General features: G+C 67.2%; 10 protein-coding genes and 1 pseudogene. 6 read left to right on the plus strand and 5 right to left on the minus strand.

The genetic code is table 11. The features are described from left to right. The first annotated feature begins 1 nt into the window (after window position 1). The 4 genes from AC5Y7D_RS21300 to AC5Y7D_RS21315 all read left to right on the plus strand — a co-directional run bounded on the left by AC5Y7D_RS21300 (window position 2) and on the right by AC5Y7D_RS21315 (window position 6873). Window positions 2-1792, plus strand: coding sequence for a fatty acid CoA ligase family protein (locus AC5Y7D_RS21300; protein WP_499927432.1), 1791 nt, complete (start codon window positions 2-4; stop codon window positions 1790-1792). A gap of 64 nt (window positions 1793-1856) precedes the next feature. Beyond that, window positions 1857-4025: an excinuclease ABC subunit UvrB gene (uvrB, locus tag AC5Y7D_RS21305; RefSeq protein ID WP_499927434.1), complete on the plus strand. Its 2169-nt coding sequence runs from the start codon at window positions 1857-1859 to the stop codon at window positions 4023-4025. Then, complete coding sequence (locus tag AC5Y7D_RS21310; RefSeq protein WP_499927436.1) at window positions 4022-5467, plus strand: MFS transporter; 1446 nt, start codon at window positions 4022-4024, stop codon at window positions 5465-5467. The genes uvrB and AC5Y7D_RS21310 overlap by 4 nt, the downstream gene beginning before the upstream one ends. Window positions 5468-5469: 2 nt before the next feature. Continuing rightward, the gene (locus tag AC5Y7D_RS21315) at window positions 5470-6873 is read left to right on the plus strand and encodes an MFS transporter (protein ID WP_499927438.1); all 1404 of its coding nucleotides are present in this window, start codon (window positions 5470-5472) and stop codon (window positions 6871-6873) included. On the opposite strand, the gene AC5Y7D_RS21320 is transcribed toward AC5Y7D_RS21315, so the two are convergent. Further along, window positions 6862-8433 carry a mannosyltransferase gene (locus AC5Y7D_RS21320; RefSeq protein WP_499927440.1) on the minus strand — a complete coding sequence of 524 codons (1572 nt, stop codon included), beginning with the start codon at window positions 8431-8433 and terminating at the stop codon, window positions 6862-6864. The genes AC5Y7D_RS21315 and AC5Y7D_RS21320 overlap by 12 nt on opposite strands. 122 nt (window positions 8434-8555) lie before the next feature. Between AC5Y7D_RS21320 and AC5Y7D_RS21325 the strand changes: the two genes are divergently transcribed. Continuing rightward, the gene (locus tag AC5Y7D_RS21325) at window positions 8556-8996 is read left to right on the plus strand and encodes a universal stress protein (RefSeq protein ID WP_499927442.1); all 441 of its coding nucleotides are present in this window, start codon (window positions 8556-8558) and stop codon (window positions 8994-8996) included. Between the two features lie 10 nt (window positions 8997-9006). Here the strand turns inward: AC5Y7D_RS21325 and AC5Y7D_RS21330 are convergent. The 3 genes and pseudogenes from AC5Y7D_RS21330 to AC5Y7D_RS21340 form a co-directional block, all read right to left on the minus strand. Next, window positions 9007-9099, minus strand: a pseudogene (locus AC5Y7D_RS21330) (MBL fold metallo-hydrolase); the annotation flags it as partial. Window positions 9100-9115: 16 nt separating this feature from the next. Next, window positions 9116-9577, minus strand: a complete 462-nt coding sequence (locus tag AC5Y7D_RS21335) for an SRPBCC family protein (RefSeq protein WP_499927444.1) — start codon at window positions 9575-9577, stop codon at window positions 9116-9118. Between the two features lie 46 nt (window positions 9578-9623). Next, complete coding sequence (locus AC5Y7D_RS21340) at window positions 9624-10310, minus strand: MBL fold metallo-hydrolase (RefSeq protein ID WP_499927445.1); 687 nt, start codon at window positions 10308-10310, stop codon at window positions 9624-9626. Between the two features lie 130 nt (window positions 10311-10440). On the opposite strand from AC5Y7D_RS21340, the gene uvrA reads away from it, so the two are divergent. Beyond that, window positions 10441-13347 (plus strand): excinuclease ABC subunit UvrA, encoded by a 2907-nt coding sequence (gene uvrA / locus AC5Y7D_RS21345; RefSeq protein WP_499927447.1) that lies wholly within the window; start codon window positions 10441-10443, stop codon window positions 13345-13347. On the opposite strand, the gene AC5Y7D_RS21350 is transcribed toward uvrA, so the two are convergent. Next, entirely contained in the window at window positions 13337-14254 is a 918-nt protein-coding gene (locus AC5Y7D_RS21350; protein WP_499927449.1) for a DMT family transporter, read from the minus strand. The two genes, uvrA and AC5Y7D_RS21350, sit on opposite strands and share 11 nt — an antisense overlap. Window positions 14255-14268: the final 14 nt, after the last annotated feature.

A 14268-nucleotide genomic window follows, 5' to 3' on the forward strand; every position in this document is an offset into this window, starting at 1 on the left:
GATGGAGCCGTTCCCCGACGACATCTTCAACCTCGCCGACATCGTGTTGCGGGTGGCGCGCGAGGACCCGGATCGCATCGCGGTCATCGACTTGGACGGCTGGGAGGGCTACGGCACGCGCCGCTACCAACGTCACACCTACGCCGAGCTGTCGGCCGACGTCGAGTCGGTCGCCGTGGGGCTGCGCGAGATGGGCATTGCCGAGCTGACCCGGATCGTCTGCATGTCGCCTCCCAGCTACGAGACCTGCGTCATGGGCGTAGCCCTCACTCGGGTGGGCGCCTTCTCCATCTGGATCGACCCCGCAGTCGGCTATCGCAACGTCGCGGAGCGGCTCAGCCGCGTGCAGCCGGAGGCGTTCCTGGGCAACGCGCTCGCGCACCTCGGGCGGATCACATTCGGGTGGGGTCCTCGTGACCTCCGCAAGCTTGTTCTCACGGAAAGCCCACTGCTGCCGGGCGGCCGAATCATCACCGGGTTTCCACCCTTCCCCGGCGCGCGATCGATCAGGTCGCTGCGAAAACACGCGCCGGCCGACCCTCAGCCGCCACGAGTCGGGCCGGACGATCCCTGCGCCGTTCTCTACACCACCGGCAGCACCGGGCCGGCGAAACCGTCGCTTTACCTGCACCGCAACTTCTGTCAGCTGTTCCGCAACGCGCACCACAGCTGGCGCTGGGATCCGGACCACGAGGTCCCGGTGGATATGGCCGTCTTCCCCGCGTTCCTGTTCATCCCGATCAGTGCCGGCGGCACGATGGTGGTGCCGCCCATCGACTTTGCCCGGCAGGGCCCCGCGCAGGTTGACTCGGCCGCCCTGATCCAGGTGATCAACGACTGCAAGGTCGGGTCGTTTTTTGCCGCACCGATTCTGATCGAGAACCTGGCCTCCGAAGCGCTGGCGCGCAACCTGACGATGCCCTCGTTGAAACGAGTCATCGGGGCCGGGGCGCCGATCTCCGGGCCGGTCGAAAAATTGATGAACGCGGTGATGGCTCCCGACGGCGAGGTGGCGGCGAACTATGGAGCCACCGAGGCCATGCCGTCGACCGAGATTGGCAGTCGTGAGCACCTCGACGGCGTGTGGAATTTGACCGAGCAGGGTGCCGGCGTTTGTGTGGGCTACGCCCTGCCGGGCGTCGAACTGAAGATCATCGACATCGTGGACGGTCCCATCGACTCCATCGCGGAAACGTCGGAATTGCCCACGGGACAGGTCGGCGAAATTTTGGTGCGGGGTAGGCACGTCAGCCCCGAGTACTACCTCGACCCCGAGAGCACTCACAAGAACAAGGTGCCTGACTCGCAGGGGGACTGGCACCGTTTCGGGGACGTCGGCTACCTCGACGCGCAGGACAAGCTATGGGTCTGCGGTCGGGTATCGCAGCGGGTGAAGGCAGCTACCGGGAACCTGTTCCCGCTGCAAGTCGAGCCGCTCTTCGACGCTCATCCCAAGGTGCGGCGAAGTGCACTGGTGGGGGTGCCCACACCGGCCGGCGAGCTGCCCGTCCTCTGCGTCGAGGTCGAGCCCGACGTTGCCAAGAACGAGCTCGCCGGCTTGCACCAGGAACTGCTCGAGCGGGCTGCAGCTTCCGAGCTGGCGAGCAAGATCCATGCCATTCTCTTCAAACGCAGGCTGCCGGTGGATCCGCGCCACAACTCCAAGATTGAGCGCCCGAAGCTGGCCACGTGGGCCGCCCTGCAGTTGTCGGGACCTCGATCCCGTAGCGGGCGCACCCGCCCGGTCGCCGAATCCTCGCCTTCGCCGGACGCCAGGTCCGGGACCGCCTGACGACGCCTGAAGCGGACCTACGCACCCGGGCAGCTTGTCGGTGCCGCCGACTACCCTGGCGACCATGGCTTTCGCCACTGAACACCCAGTACTCGCCCACTCGGAATACCGCGCCGTCGACGACGTCGTGCGCGCCGGCGCCCGCTTCGAGGTGGTCAGCCCGCATCAACCCGCCGGCGACCAGCCGGCTGCCATCGACGAGCTGGAGCGCCGGATCAGGGCGGGGGAGCGTGATGTGGTGCTGCTCGGTGCCACCGGTACCGGTAAGTCGGCAACCACGGCATGGCTGATCGAACGGTTGCAGCGGCCCACCCTGGTGATGGCGCCGAACAAGACGCTGGCCGCGCAGCTGGCCAACGAACTGCGAGAGATGCTGCCGCACAACGCGGTTGAGTACTTCGTCTCGTACTATGACTACTACCAGCCCGAGGCTTACATCGCCCAGACCGACACCTACATCGAAAAAGACAGTTCGATCAACGACGATGTCGAGCGGTTGCGGCACTCCGCGACGTCGTCGCTGCTGTCCCGCCGCGACGTGGTGGTGGTGGCGTCGGTGTCGTGCATCTACGGCCTGGGTACGCCGCAGTCATACCTGGACCGGTCGGTCGAGCTGCAGGTCGGCATGGAGGTGCCGCGCGACGGGCTGCTGCGGCTGCTGGTTGACGTCCAGTACACCCGCAACGACCTGTCGTTCACCCGCGGCTCGTTCCGGGTGCGCGGCGACACCGTCGAGATCATCCCGTCCTATGAAGAACTGGCCGTCCGTATCGAGTTCTTCGGCGACGAGGTCGAGGCGCTGTACTACCTGCACCCCCTCACCGGTGACGTGGTTCGCCGGGTCGACTCGCTGCGCATCTTCCCGGCCACCCACTATGTGGCGGGTCCCGAACGGATGGCGCAGGCGATCTCCACCATCGAACAGGAGCTGGCCGAGCGGCTCGCCGAGCTGGAGGGGCAGGGCAAGCTGCTGGAAGCGCAGCGGTTGCGGATGCGCACCAACTACGACATCGAGATGATGCGGCAGGTCGGGTTTTGCTCGGGCATCGAGAACTACTCGCGGCACATCGACGGTCGTGGTCCCGGCTCGCCGCCGGCGACGCTACTGGACTACTTCCCCGAAGACTTCTTGATGGTGATCGACGAGTCGCACGTCACGGTGCCCCAGATCGGGGGGATGTACGAGGGCGACATGTCGCGCAAACGGAACCTGGTCGAATACGGTTTCCGGTTGCCGTCGGCGGTCGACAACCGCCCGCTGACGTGGGAAGAATTCGCCGATCGGATCGGGCAGACGGTGTACCTGTCCGCCACGCCCGGGCCGTACGAGCTCAGTCAGACCGGCGGCGAGTTCGTCGAGCAGGTCATCCGGCCGACCGGCCTGGTCGACCCGAAAGTCGTGGTCAAACCGACCAAGGGGCAGATCGACGACCTGATCGGGGAGATCCGCAAACGCACCGAACGCGACGAACGGGTGCTGGTCACGACGCTGACCAAGAAAATGGCCGAGGACCTCACCGACTACCTGCTGGAAATGGGCATCCGGGTGCGCTACCTGCATTCCGAGGTGGACACGCTGCGCCGGGTCGAGCTGCTCAGACAGTTGCGGCTCGGGGAGTACGACGTGCTGGTCGGCATCAACCTGCTGCGGGAGGGCCTGGACCTGCCCGAGGTGTCGTTGGTGTCGATCCTCGACGCCGACAAGGAAGGTTTCCTGCGGTCGGTGCGCAGCCTGATCCAGACTATCGGCCGCGCCGCCCGAAACGTCTCCGGTGAAGTCCACATGTATGCGGACAAGATCACCGACTCGATGAGGGAGGCCATCGACGAAACCGAACGGCGCCGGGCCAAGCAGATCGCCTACAACGAGGCCCACGGCATCGACCCGCAGCCGCTGCGCAAGAAGATCGCCGACATCCTCGACCAGGTCTATCGCGAGGCCGCAGATACCGAGGCCACGGACACGGTCCAGATCGGCGGGTCCGGGCGCAACGCGTCCCGGGGCCGCCGAGCCCCTGGCGAAGCCGGCAGAGCCGTCAGCGCCGGAGTGTTCGAAGGGCGCGACACCTCCGCGATGCCGCGTGCCGAGCTGGCCGACTTGATCAAGGACCTCACCGCGCAGATGATGGCCGCTGCGCGCGACCTGCAGTTCGAGCTGGCCGCCCGGTTCCGCGACGAGATCGCCGACCTCAAGAAAGAGCTGCGCGGGATGGACGCCGCCGGTCTGAAGTGACGGAGACGACGAGCGACACCGGTAGCTGGCGTGAGCTGCTCGGGCAGCATCTCGGCACGTCGACCCTCCTGGCGGGCGGCGTCGCGATGTACGCCACCAACGAGTTCCTGACCGTCAGCCTGTTGCCGAGTGCGATCGCCGAAATCGGCGGCGATCGCCTCTACGCCTGGGTCGTCACGCTGTACCTGGTCGGATCGGTGGTCGCGGCGACGACCGTCAACTCCGTCCTGCGCCGATTCGGCGCACGCTCGTCGTTCCTGATGGCGCTGGCTGTCTTTGGGGTGGCCAGCGCGGCGTGTGCGGTCGCTCCCACGATGGAGGTGTTGATCGCGGGACGCACCATGCAGGGGGCGGCGGGCGGCACCCTGGCCGGACTGGGTTACGCGCTGATCAATGCCGCGCTGCCGCGTTCGCTGTGGACGCGAGGATCAGCATTGGTGTCGGCGATGTGGGGTGTCGCGACCGTGGTGGGACCGGCGACGGGCGGACTGTTCGCACAATTCGGCCTGTGGCGCTGGGCGTTCGGCGCGATGGCGGTGCTGACGGCGCTGATGGGCATATTGGTTCCCGTGGTGCTGGCGACGAGTTCGGCCGGTGGCACCGACCCGGCGACGGCTCCCGCCGCACTTCGGGTGCCGGTCGGCTCGTTGCTGCTGGTGGGTGCGGCGGCGCTGGCGGTCAGCGCCGCGCAGTTGCCCCGCCACACGGCGGCGATCGCCGCGCTGCTCGCCGTCGCGGTGTTGCTCGTCGCGGCTTTCGTGGCCGTCGATCGCGGCAGCCGCGCAACGGTCCTGCCCCCCAGCGTGTTCGGCAGCGGGCCGCTGCGGTGGGTGTACCTGACGTTGGCGGTGCTGATGATGGCCGTCATGGTCGACACCTACGTGCCGTTGTTCGGCCAGCGGCTGGGACACCTCACGCCCGTGGTGGCCGGCTTCCTCGGTGCCTCGCTGGCGATCGGCTGGACCGTCAGCGAAATCGGCAGCGCATCGCTGAAGAGCCCGCGGGTGATCAACCGCGTGCTCCTGGTCGCCCCGCTGGTGATGGCGGCCGGGCTGGCGTTGAGTGCCGTAACCCAACGGTCCGACGCGTCGCCCGGTCGCATCGTGGTGTGGGCTGTGGCCCTGCTCGTCGCAGGCACCGGCATCGGGATGGCCTGGCCGCATCTGTCGGTGCGTGCCATGGAGTCGGTCGACGATCCGGCCGAGAGCGGTGCGGCGGCCGCGGCGATCAATACCGTGCAGTTGATTTCCGCGGCCTTCGGCGCCGGGGTGGCCGGCGTGGTGGTGAACTCCGCCTCCGGCGGCGCGGTGATCCAGGCCCGCTGGCTGTACACGGTGTTCACCGTGCTGGCGGCCCTCGGGGTGCTGGCGTCCTACCGGGCGACGCGCCGCAGCGGCCCGGCCAATCCGCCGGCAGACCCGGCCGGACCTCTTACGGTGTAGGAGTGACGGAGGCGGTCGACGAGACCGGCAGCTGGCGTGAGCTGTTCGGCCGGCACCTGGGCACCTGCACCGTGTTGGCCGGCGGAGTTGCGCTGTACGCCACCAACGAATTCCTCACCGTGAGCATGCTGCCCAGCATCGTCGCCGACATCGGCGGCGATCGGCTGTTCTCCTGGGCGACCACGCTGTATCTGATCGGTTCGGTGGTCGCGGCCACCACCGTCAACCCGATGTTGCTGGTTGTCGGGGCACGTTCGTCGTATCTGATGGGCCTCACTGTGTTCGGGTTGGCGGGCATCGTTTGTGCGCTGGCACCGAACATGGAAGTGCTCGTCGCGGGGCGCATGCTGCAGGGGGTGGCCGGCGGCCTGCTGGCCGGTCTCGGATACGCACTGATCAACGCCGCCTTACCGCGTCCGCTGTGGACCCGCGGCTCCGCGCTGGTGTCGACGATGTGGGGCGTCGCGACGCTGATCGGACCCACGGCAGGTGGGTTCTTCGCGCAGTACGGGCTGTGGCGATGGGCATTCGTGGCGATGGGAGCGACGGCCGGGCTGATGGCGATGCTGGTGTTGAAGGTGGTGACCCCACGACCGCGCGACACCGGTGAACAGGAGACCCGGGCGGTGCCCATCTGGTCTCTGCTGTTGATGGGGGCCGCGGCGCTGGCCGTCAGCGTCGCGGCGCTGCCGCACTACCTGGTGCAGACTCTGGGCCTGTTGGCCGCCGCCGTGCTGCTGGTCGCTGTGTTCCTCGTCGTCGACTGGCGGATGCACGTAGCGGTGTTGCCGCGCAGCGTCTTCGGCTCCGGGCCGTTGAAGTGGATTTATGTGACGATGGCCGTGCAGATGGTCGCCGCGATGGCAAACACCTACGTGCCGCTGTTCGGTCAGGAATTGGCCGACCTGAGCCCGGTGGAAGCCGGGTTTCTCGGTGCGGCATTGGCCACCGGGTGGACGATCGGCGAGATCGCGAGCGCTTCGCTGACCAATCGACAGGTGATCGGGCATGTCGTCGCGGCCGCACCGCTGGTGATGGCGACAGGTCTGGCGCTGGGCGCGGCGACCCAGCGTCCCTACGCCCCGCTCGGCGTGGTTGCGATCTGGGCGCTGGCTCTGCTCATCACCGGCTCGGGTATCGGGATCGCTTGGCCGCACCTGGCCGTGCGCGCGATGACCGCTGTCGACGACCCGTCCGAAAGCAGCGCCGCTGCGGCCGCGATCAACATCATCCAGCTCAGTTCGGGCGCCTTCGGTGCGGGTCTGGCCGGTGTGGTGGTCAATACCGCCCCGGGCGGTCAGGTGACCTCGGCGCGGTGGTTGTTCTCGGTGTTCACCGTACTGGCCGCACTCGCTGTGTTCGCCTCCTATCAGGCAACTCACCGCGATCGGCGCTCACCGCGTTGACTTGATCACCTGGGAGTAGTGGAACTGCCAGCGTTCCACAATGCGGAAACCGAGGTAGTTCGGGAACTGGTAGACCGGCGTCCGCCCGAATGCCGTTCCCGGCGACAACGCCCGGCCCGCTTGATGATCGGGCAGCGAGCTGTCCCGGTTGGTGATCGTCCACAACGCCGGGCACTTGTTGATCTTCGCCGTCGTCAACCACACTGCGACGTGACCGTCCCACAGCGCGCCGACCTTGGGGCCGTAGAAACCCCGCTCCACGTCGACCAATGAGCGGAAGGCGGCCGGCCGGCTCGCCAGCAGGGCGCGGATCGGTCCGGGCCGCCACGGCACCGTGTTGTCCACCAGCAGACAGTCGCCGGGAGAGGCGTGTGCGCTGATGACATCGGCGACCTGGCTGTAGTCCCAGCCCTCCTTGGCATACGGTCCCCGCTGGGTGAAGAAGTAGTTCGGGAAGGCCGCCGCGGTGAGCACCACCACGAGGGCGACGGTCTGCCAGCGTGTGCGGGCGATCGCGACAATGCAGACGGCCAGAACGATGGCGGCGCCGGGAGCGGTGAAGATCAGGTAGCGCGGGTAGTAGATCGGTTCGCTGACGACCGAGTAGATCAGGACGGCAGCAGTCGGAACCACCACCCATAGGGCGCTGACCAGCAACAGTCGGGCGGCGCCGGGCTCGGAGCGGGCCTTGCGTGCCAGCCGCAGCCCGGTCGCGGCAATCAGGACGACGCCGGCCAGGATCGCGAACGCGACGCTGTGGTCGAAGTACTGCCGGTGCACCACGTCGAGGAACAGGTTGCGATTGAGACCGTTGATCCACCCGACCTGCCACACCTGCTTGTGGGCAAACAGCACGAACGGGGTCATCGACCCGAGAGCAACAACCGAGGCGACACCCAACCAGATCGCGGGCCACTTGCGCGACCGCCTGGATGCCAGCAGGGGCAGGATCGCGGCATAGACCGGGACCAGCAGCACCATGTTGACGTTGACCAGAATGGCCAGCATCAGCAGCAGCGAGTAGGACACCCACAACCGCGCCCGATTCCGCCGCACTGCGGCGACCACCAGGACGGTCAACCAAGCCGCCACCGCGACGACCAACGCCGACGAGCGGGCTTCGATGCCTGCCCAGGTGACCCGTGGGAGGATGGCGAAAACCGCGCCCGCCGTCAGCGCGGTGGTGCGTCCGCAGAATTGCTTGGCGAAAACCACCACACCGGCGGCTGCCGCGCCGACGGCCAGCGCGCTGGGGACTCGCGACCAGAACTCCGTCGGCGGAAAGATGGCGAACCAGCCGTGCATCAGCAGGTAGTACAGGCCGTGCACCGCGTCGATGTGGCCCAGCAACTTCCACAGCTCGGGCAGCGTGCGACTGGCCGAGGCCGAGATCGTCGCGCCCTCGTCGAACCACAGCGACGGTCGGCCCGCCCAGGCGCCGCTGATCACCGTGGTCAGCGCCGCAACGGCCCAGGGGTCGACGAAGCGGCCCCTCGCGTACGCCGGGGCCGCCGGTGCGGCGTCGTCAGCCACGGGATTCGCGGCGATGGATACAGACATGATTGCCGTCAACTTTAGGTGCACACCGGTCTGGACGTGACCCGCGCCGCAAACCTCTCCCGTCCATGTCCAGCAACGCGATAGTGTCTTGGGTTGGCGGAAACCAACACCTGGGAGGGTAAATGAGCGCCTATCAAACCGTGGTCGTAGGGACTGACGGCTCGGATTCGTCGATGCGCGCGGTAGACAGGGCAGCCAGGATCGCGGGAGCGGACGCCAAATTGATCATCGCTTCGGCGTACCTGCCGCAGCACGAGGACGCCCGCGCCGTCGACGCCCTTAAGGACGAGAGCTACAAGGTCACCGGCACCGGCCCGATCTACGAGATACTGCACGACGCGAAGGAGCGGGCGCACAACGCGGGCGCCAAGAAGGTCGAGGAGCGCGCCATCGAAGGTGCCCCGGTGGACGCGCTGGTTCAGCTCGCCGAATCGGAGAAGGCGGATTTGCTGGTGGTCGGCAACGTCGGCCTGAGCACCATCGCGGGTCGGCTGCTGGGCTCGGTGCCGGCCAACGTTTCCCGCAAGGCCAAGGTCGACGTGCTGATCGTGCACACCACCTAGAACCGAGGCGTCAACAGCCTCCTTCGCACCACTCCTCGAGGTGCGGACGTTCGGTGCCCAGCACCGTGTCGTCGCCGTGGCCGGGGTAGATCACGGTGAAGTCGGTTGTTCCAGATCGTTCAGCTCCCCTCGGCAAGTCGCTTCAGCCTGCGTAAATCCTCCACGTGGAGCGGCCGGATCGACTTCGTCAGGTATCTGTGCGCCAGGGGACGCAAGATCTTCGGCACCGGAGGTTCAACCTCGAAGTCGAGGTAGGCGCGGCTCCCGTCACCGTCCGGCTCCACCCGGAAATCCACTGACGGCTCGACCCACCGGCCACCTGGGCCGCGGTTTCGCATCTTGTTGCGGACAACGTTCTGCTCGACCGCCGTGATGCGCTGTCGTCCCATGTGTTTCCCAGCTGGATCGGAAAAGACGATTTCCGAGCCCACCGACCGCCCGTCACCCGAAACCGAGCACTGGTAGCCCGTGGCATCCGGCCACGCCGACCACTGGACCACCTGATGCTGGTCGAGCATGGCGTCGAAGACCACTTCGGGACTTGTGGCGATGTGGATGCTCTCGCTCCAGCGCAATGGCATACCTCTCTCGATACCCTCAGCGACCGCCGGCTGCGTCGCCTCGCCGCTACCAGCCGCGTTCGCGCCACTCCTCGAGGTGCGGCCGTTCGGTGCCCAGCACCGTGTCGTCGCCGTGGCCGGGGTAGATCACGGTGGAGTCGTCGTAGACGTCGAACACCCGAGTGGTGACATCGTCGAGCAGCTGCTCGAAATCGCCCGGTTGCCAGGTTTTTCCGACCCCGCCCGGGAACAGGCAGTCGCCGGTGAACAAATGCGTGACCCCGCCGGTCGCCTTTCCGTCCAAAGCCAGCGCGACTGAGCCGGGAGTGTGTCCGCGCAGGTGGATCACGTCGAACGACAGCTCGCCTATCTGCACCTTGTCACCGTTCGCCAGCAAACGGTCCGGCCGCAGCGGAAGCGGCTCGGCGTCGATCTCGTGGGCGGCCGTGGGCGCTCCGGTGGCGGCAGCGACGGCTTCCAGGGCCTGCCAGTGGTCGAAATGCTGGTGGCTGGTCAGGATCAGCGACAGCTTCGGCGCGTACCGTCGAACCAGGTCGATCAGGACGTCGGCGTCGTTCGCGGCGTCGATCAGCAGCGTTTCTCCGGTCGCGGAACACGTGATCAGGTAGGCGTTGTTGTCCATCGGCCCCACCGAGGCCTTCACGATCGTCGCTCCGGGCAGCGTGCGTCGGGCCGCCGTGCCGGGTTCGACGTGTCCGGTGTAGTTGTCACTGAGCTCAGGGGCAGCGGTCATACCCCTGCACGCTACTGGGTGACGGGCGGCTTGGCCGCGTTCTTGTCAGAGGGGCGACCTAGCATGGAATGCGGCCCGCGCTATGACTGTTCATGGCCAGGCCAGTACGCGATTATTTGAAAGGGGCAGCGTGGCTGACCGCCTCATCGTCAAGGGTGCACGCGAGCACAACCTGCGCAGCGTCGACCTTGATCTACCCCGGGATGCCCTGATCGTCTTCACCGGGCTCTCGGGATCGGGTAAGTCCTCGCTGGCGTTCGACACGATCTTCGCCGAGGGGCAGCGCCGCTATGTGGAGTCCTTGTCGGCCTACGCCCGCCAGTTCCTGGGCCAGATGGACAAGCCGGACGTCGACTTCATCGAAGGGCTGTCGCCGGCGGTGTCGATCGACCAGAAGTCGACGAACCGCAATCCGCGCTCGACGGTCGGCACCATCACGGAGGTGTACGACTACCTGCGTTTGCTGTATGCGCGTGCGGGCACCCCGCACTGCCCGAGCTGCGGTGAACGCATCGCGAGGCAGACGCCTCAGCAAATCGTCGACCAGGTGCTGGCCATGGAGGAGGGCATCCGGTTTCTGGTCCTCGCCCCGGTGGTGCGAACCCGCAAAGGCGAGTTCGCCGACCTGTTCGACAAGCTGAACGCCCAGGGTTACAGCCGGGTGCGGGTCGACGGTGTGGTGCATCCGCTGGCCGAGCCGCCCAAGCTGAAGAAACAGGAGAAGCACGATATCGAGGTGGTGGTAGACCGCCTCACCGTCAAAGCCGGTGCCAAACAGCGGCTCACCGACTCGGTCGAGACCGCGCTGAACCTGGCCGACGGCATCGTGGTCCTCGAGTTTCCCGATGACCGGGATGAACACGATCACCCGCGTGAGCAGCGCTTCTCCGAGAAGCTCGCCTGCCCCAACGGGCACGCACTGGCCGTCGACGATCTGGAGCCGCGGTCGTTCTCGTTCAACTCGCCGTACGGCGCCTGCCCGGAGTGCGTCGGACTGGGCATTCGCAAGGAAGTCGATCCCGACCTGGTGGTGCCCGACCCGGAACTCACGCTGGCCGAGGGCGCGGTGGCCCCGTGGTCGACGGGGCACACCGCCGAGTACTTCACCCGGATGATGGCCGGTCTGGGCGACGCGCTCGGGTTCGACGTCGACACCCCGTGGCGCAAGCTGCCCGCCAAAGCCCGCAGGGCGATTTTGGAAGGTGCCGACGAGCAGGTGCATGTGCGCTACCGCAACCGGTACGGGCGCACCCGCTCGTACTACGCGGAATTCGAAGGTGTCCTGGCGTTCCTGCAGCGCAAGATGGCCCAGACCGAGTCCGAGCAGATGAAGGAACGCTACGAGGGCTTCATGCGCGACATCCCGTGCCCGGTCTGTGACGGCACGCGGCTCAAGCCGGAAATCCTGGCGGTCATGCTGACCGCGGGGGAGTACGGTGCCAAGTCCATCGCTGAAGTCTGCGAGCTGTCGATAGCCGACTGCTCGGACTTTCTGAATGCGCTCACCCTGGGCACCCGCGAGGCGGCGATCGCCGGGCAGGTGCTCAAGGAAATCCAGTCGCGGCTGGGATTTCTCCTCGACGTGGGCCTGGAGTACCTGTCGCTGTCGCGGGCGGCGGCCACGCTGTCCGGCGGCGAGGCCCAGCGAATCCGGCTCGCCACCCAGATCGGCTCCGGGTTGGTCGGCGTCCTCTACGTGCTCGACGAGCCGTCCATCGGGCTGCATCAGCGCGACAACCGCCGCCTCATCGAAACCCTCACTCGGCTAAGGGATCTGGGCAATACGCTGATCGTCGTCGAACACGACGAGGACACCATCGAGCACGCTGACTGGATCGTCGACATCGGCCCGAGGGCCGGTGAGCACGGCGGGCACATCGTGCACAGCGGCCCGTACAGCGAGTTGCTGCGCAACAAGGACTCGATCACCGGCGCCTACCTGTCCGGCCGCGAAACCATCGACGTTCCCGCGATACGCCGGCCAGTGGACAAGCGGCGTCAGCTCACCGTCGTCGGCGCCCGCGAACACAACCTGCGCGGCATCGACGTCTCGTTCCCGCTCGGAGTGCTGACGTCGGTCACCGGCGTATCGGGATCCGGCAAGTCCACCTTGGTCAACGACATTCTGGCTGCGGTGCTCGCCAACCGGCTCAACGGCGCGCGGCAGGTGCCGGGCCGGCACACCAGGGTCACCGGCCTGGACCACCTCGACAAGCTGGTGCGGGTCGACCAGTCACCGATCGGGCGGACGCCGCGGTCCAACCCGGCTACCTACACCGGTGTGTTCGACAAGATCCGCACGCTGTTCGCCGCCACCACCGAGGCGAAGGTCCGTGGTTACCAGCCCGGCCGGTTCTCGTTCAACGTCAAGGGCGGCCGCTGCGAGGCGTGCACCGGCGACGGCACCATCAAGATCGAGATGAACTTCCTGCCAGACGTGTATGTGCCGTGTGAGGTGTGCCAGGGTGCCCGCTACAACCGGGAGACCCTGGAGGTGCACTACAAGGGCAAGACCATCGCCGAGGTGCTGGACATGTCCATTGAGGAGGCCGCGGAGTTCTTCGAGCCGATCAGCGGCATCCACCGTTATCTGCGCACCCTGGTCGACGTCGGACTGGGTTATGTACGGCTCGGCCAACCCGCCCCGACGCTGTCCGGCGGGGAGGCGCAGCGGGTGAAGCTGGCCTCCGAGTTGCAGAAGCGTTCGACCGGCCGCACCATCTACGTCCTGGACGAGCCGACCACCGGCTTGCATTTCGACGACATCCGCAAGTTGCTGAAGGTCATCAGCGGACTGGTCGACAAGGGCAACACGGTGATCGTGATCGAACACAACCTGGACGTGATCAAGACCTCGGACTGGATCGTCGACATGGGACCCGAAGGTGGTGCCGGCGGTGGAACCGTGGTGGCGCAGGGCACTCCGGAAGAGGTGGCCGCGGTGCCGGAAAGCTACACCGGGAAGTTTCTTGCCGAAGTGGTGGCACCGCCCACGGCCAGGCGGGCCGGCGCCAAGCGGCGCAAAGTCAGCGCCTGAACCCCGGCAGGTTCGCCCGCTCGGCCGCCTCTTGCGTCTGAGCGCCTTCCTCACGGGCGAGCGCGATCGTGGCCACCAGCATCGCGGCGATCGCCGCCGGCAGCGCGACGGCTCCGACGCCGTGCGCCGTCAGATGCTCGCCCAGGACGACGGTGCCCAGCAGGACCGCGACGACGGGTTCGCCGACCAGCATGATCGGTACGGACGCCTGTAGTGCACCGGCATGAAACGCCCACTGCTGCAGGACGGTCGCCGTGACCGCCAGCGCCACCAGCACGTAAGGCGCGGGGACGCTGAGCAGCCCATGCCAGCCCCCGACCGCGTAGCGGTGCGTGCAGGTCTTGGTCAGCACGGCGATCGTGCCGAGCAGAAGCGCCACCGCAATCCCCAGCCACGTGGCGCGCACCCGGCCGCTGGTGCGCCGGGCGGCCAGCACGGCGATCACCACCGGTACCGCGGCGCCGAGCGCCAGCGTCCAGGCCGGCGTCGGCGGCCGATAATGTCCTTCCCGGGGCTGCCCTACCAGCACAAACACCGTGAGTGCGGCGGTCAGCAGGCTCGCCCAGGCCCACTCCGAGCCGGGTACCCGATTCCCGGACCGGGCCGCGCTCAGCGGCAGCACAAACAGCAGCGAGGAGACCAGCATCGGCTGTACCAACAACAGGGATCCGTGCGCCAGAGCCATGGCCTGGAACGCGTAGGCCGAGACGGCCGCGGCCGTGCCGGCCCACCACAGCCGGTCACGAAGCACGGTGATCGCGGCCGATGGTCCGCTCTCCACGGCGGGACTTTGCAGCGCGGCCTGCCGCACCACGATGCCTACGGCCGCGACGAACGACGCCAGCAACGCCGAGCCGATCGCTACCCCATGCGACGTCAGCCAATCCATAGCGCAGGCATACCCCATGCGTCGTCCTTCGA

The organism is Mycobacterium sp. NGS49, from assembly GCF_059812565.1.

Excerpts from the sequence above, each read along its gene's own strand:
- AC5Y7D_RS21300 (WP_499927432.1), top strand. The coding sequence starts at position 2 with ATGGAGCCGTTCCCCGACGACATCTTCAACCTCGCCGACATCGTGTTG.
- uvrB (WP_499927434.1), top strand. The coding sequence starts at position 1,857 with ATGGCTTTCGCCACTGAACACCCAGTACTCGCCCACTCGGAATACCGC.
- AC5Y7D_RS21320 (WP_499927440.1), bottom strand. The coding sequence starts at position 8,433 with ATGTCTGTATCCATCGCCGCGAATCCCGTGGCTGACGACGCCGCACCG.
- AC5Y7D_RS21325 (WP_499927442.1), top strand. The coding sequence starts at position 8,556 with ATGAGCGCCTATCAAACCGTGGTCGTAGGGACTGACGGCTCGGATTCG.
- AC5Y7D_RS21335 (WP_499927444.1), bottom strand. The coding sequence starts at position 9,577 with ATGCCATTGCGCTGGAGCGAGAGCATCCACATCGCCACAAGTCCCGAA.
- AC5Y7D_RS21340 (WP_499927445.1), bottom strand. The coding sequence starts at position 10,310 with ATGACCGCTGCCCCTGAGCTCAGTGACAACTACACCGGACACGTCGAA.
- AC5Y7D_RS21350 (WP_499927449.1), bottom strand. The coding sequence starts at position 14,254 with ATGGGGTATGCCTGCGCTATGGATTGGCTGACGTCGCATGGGGTAGCG.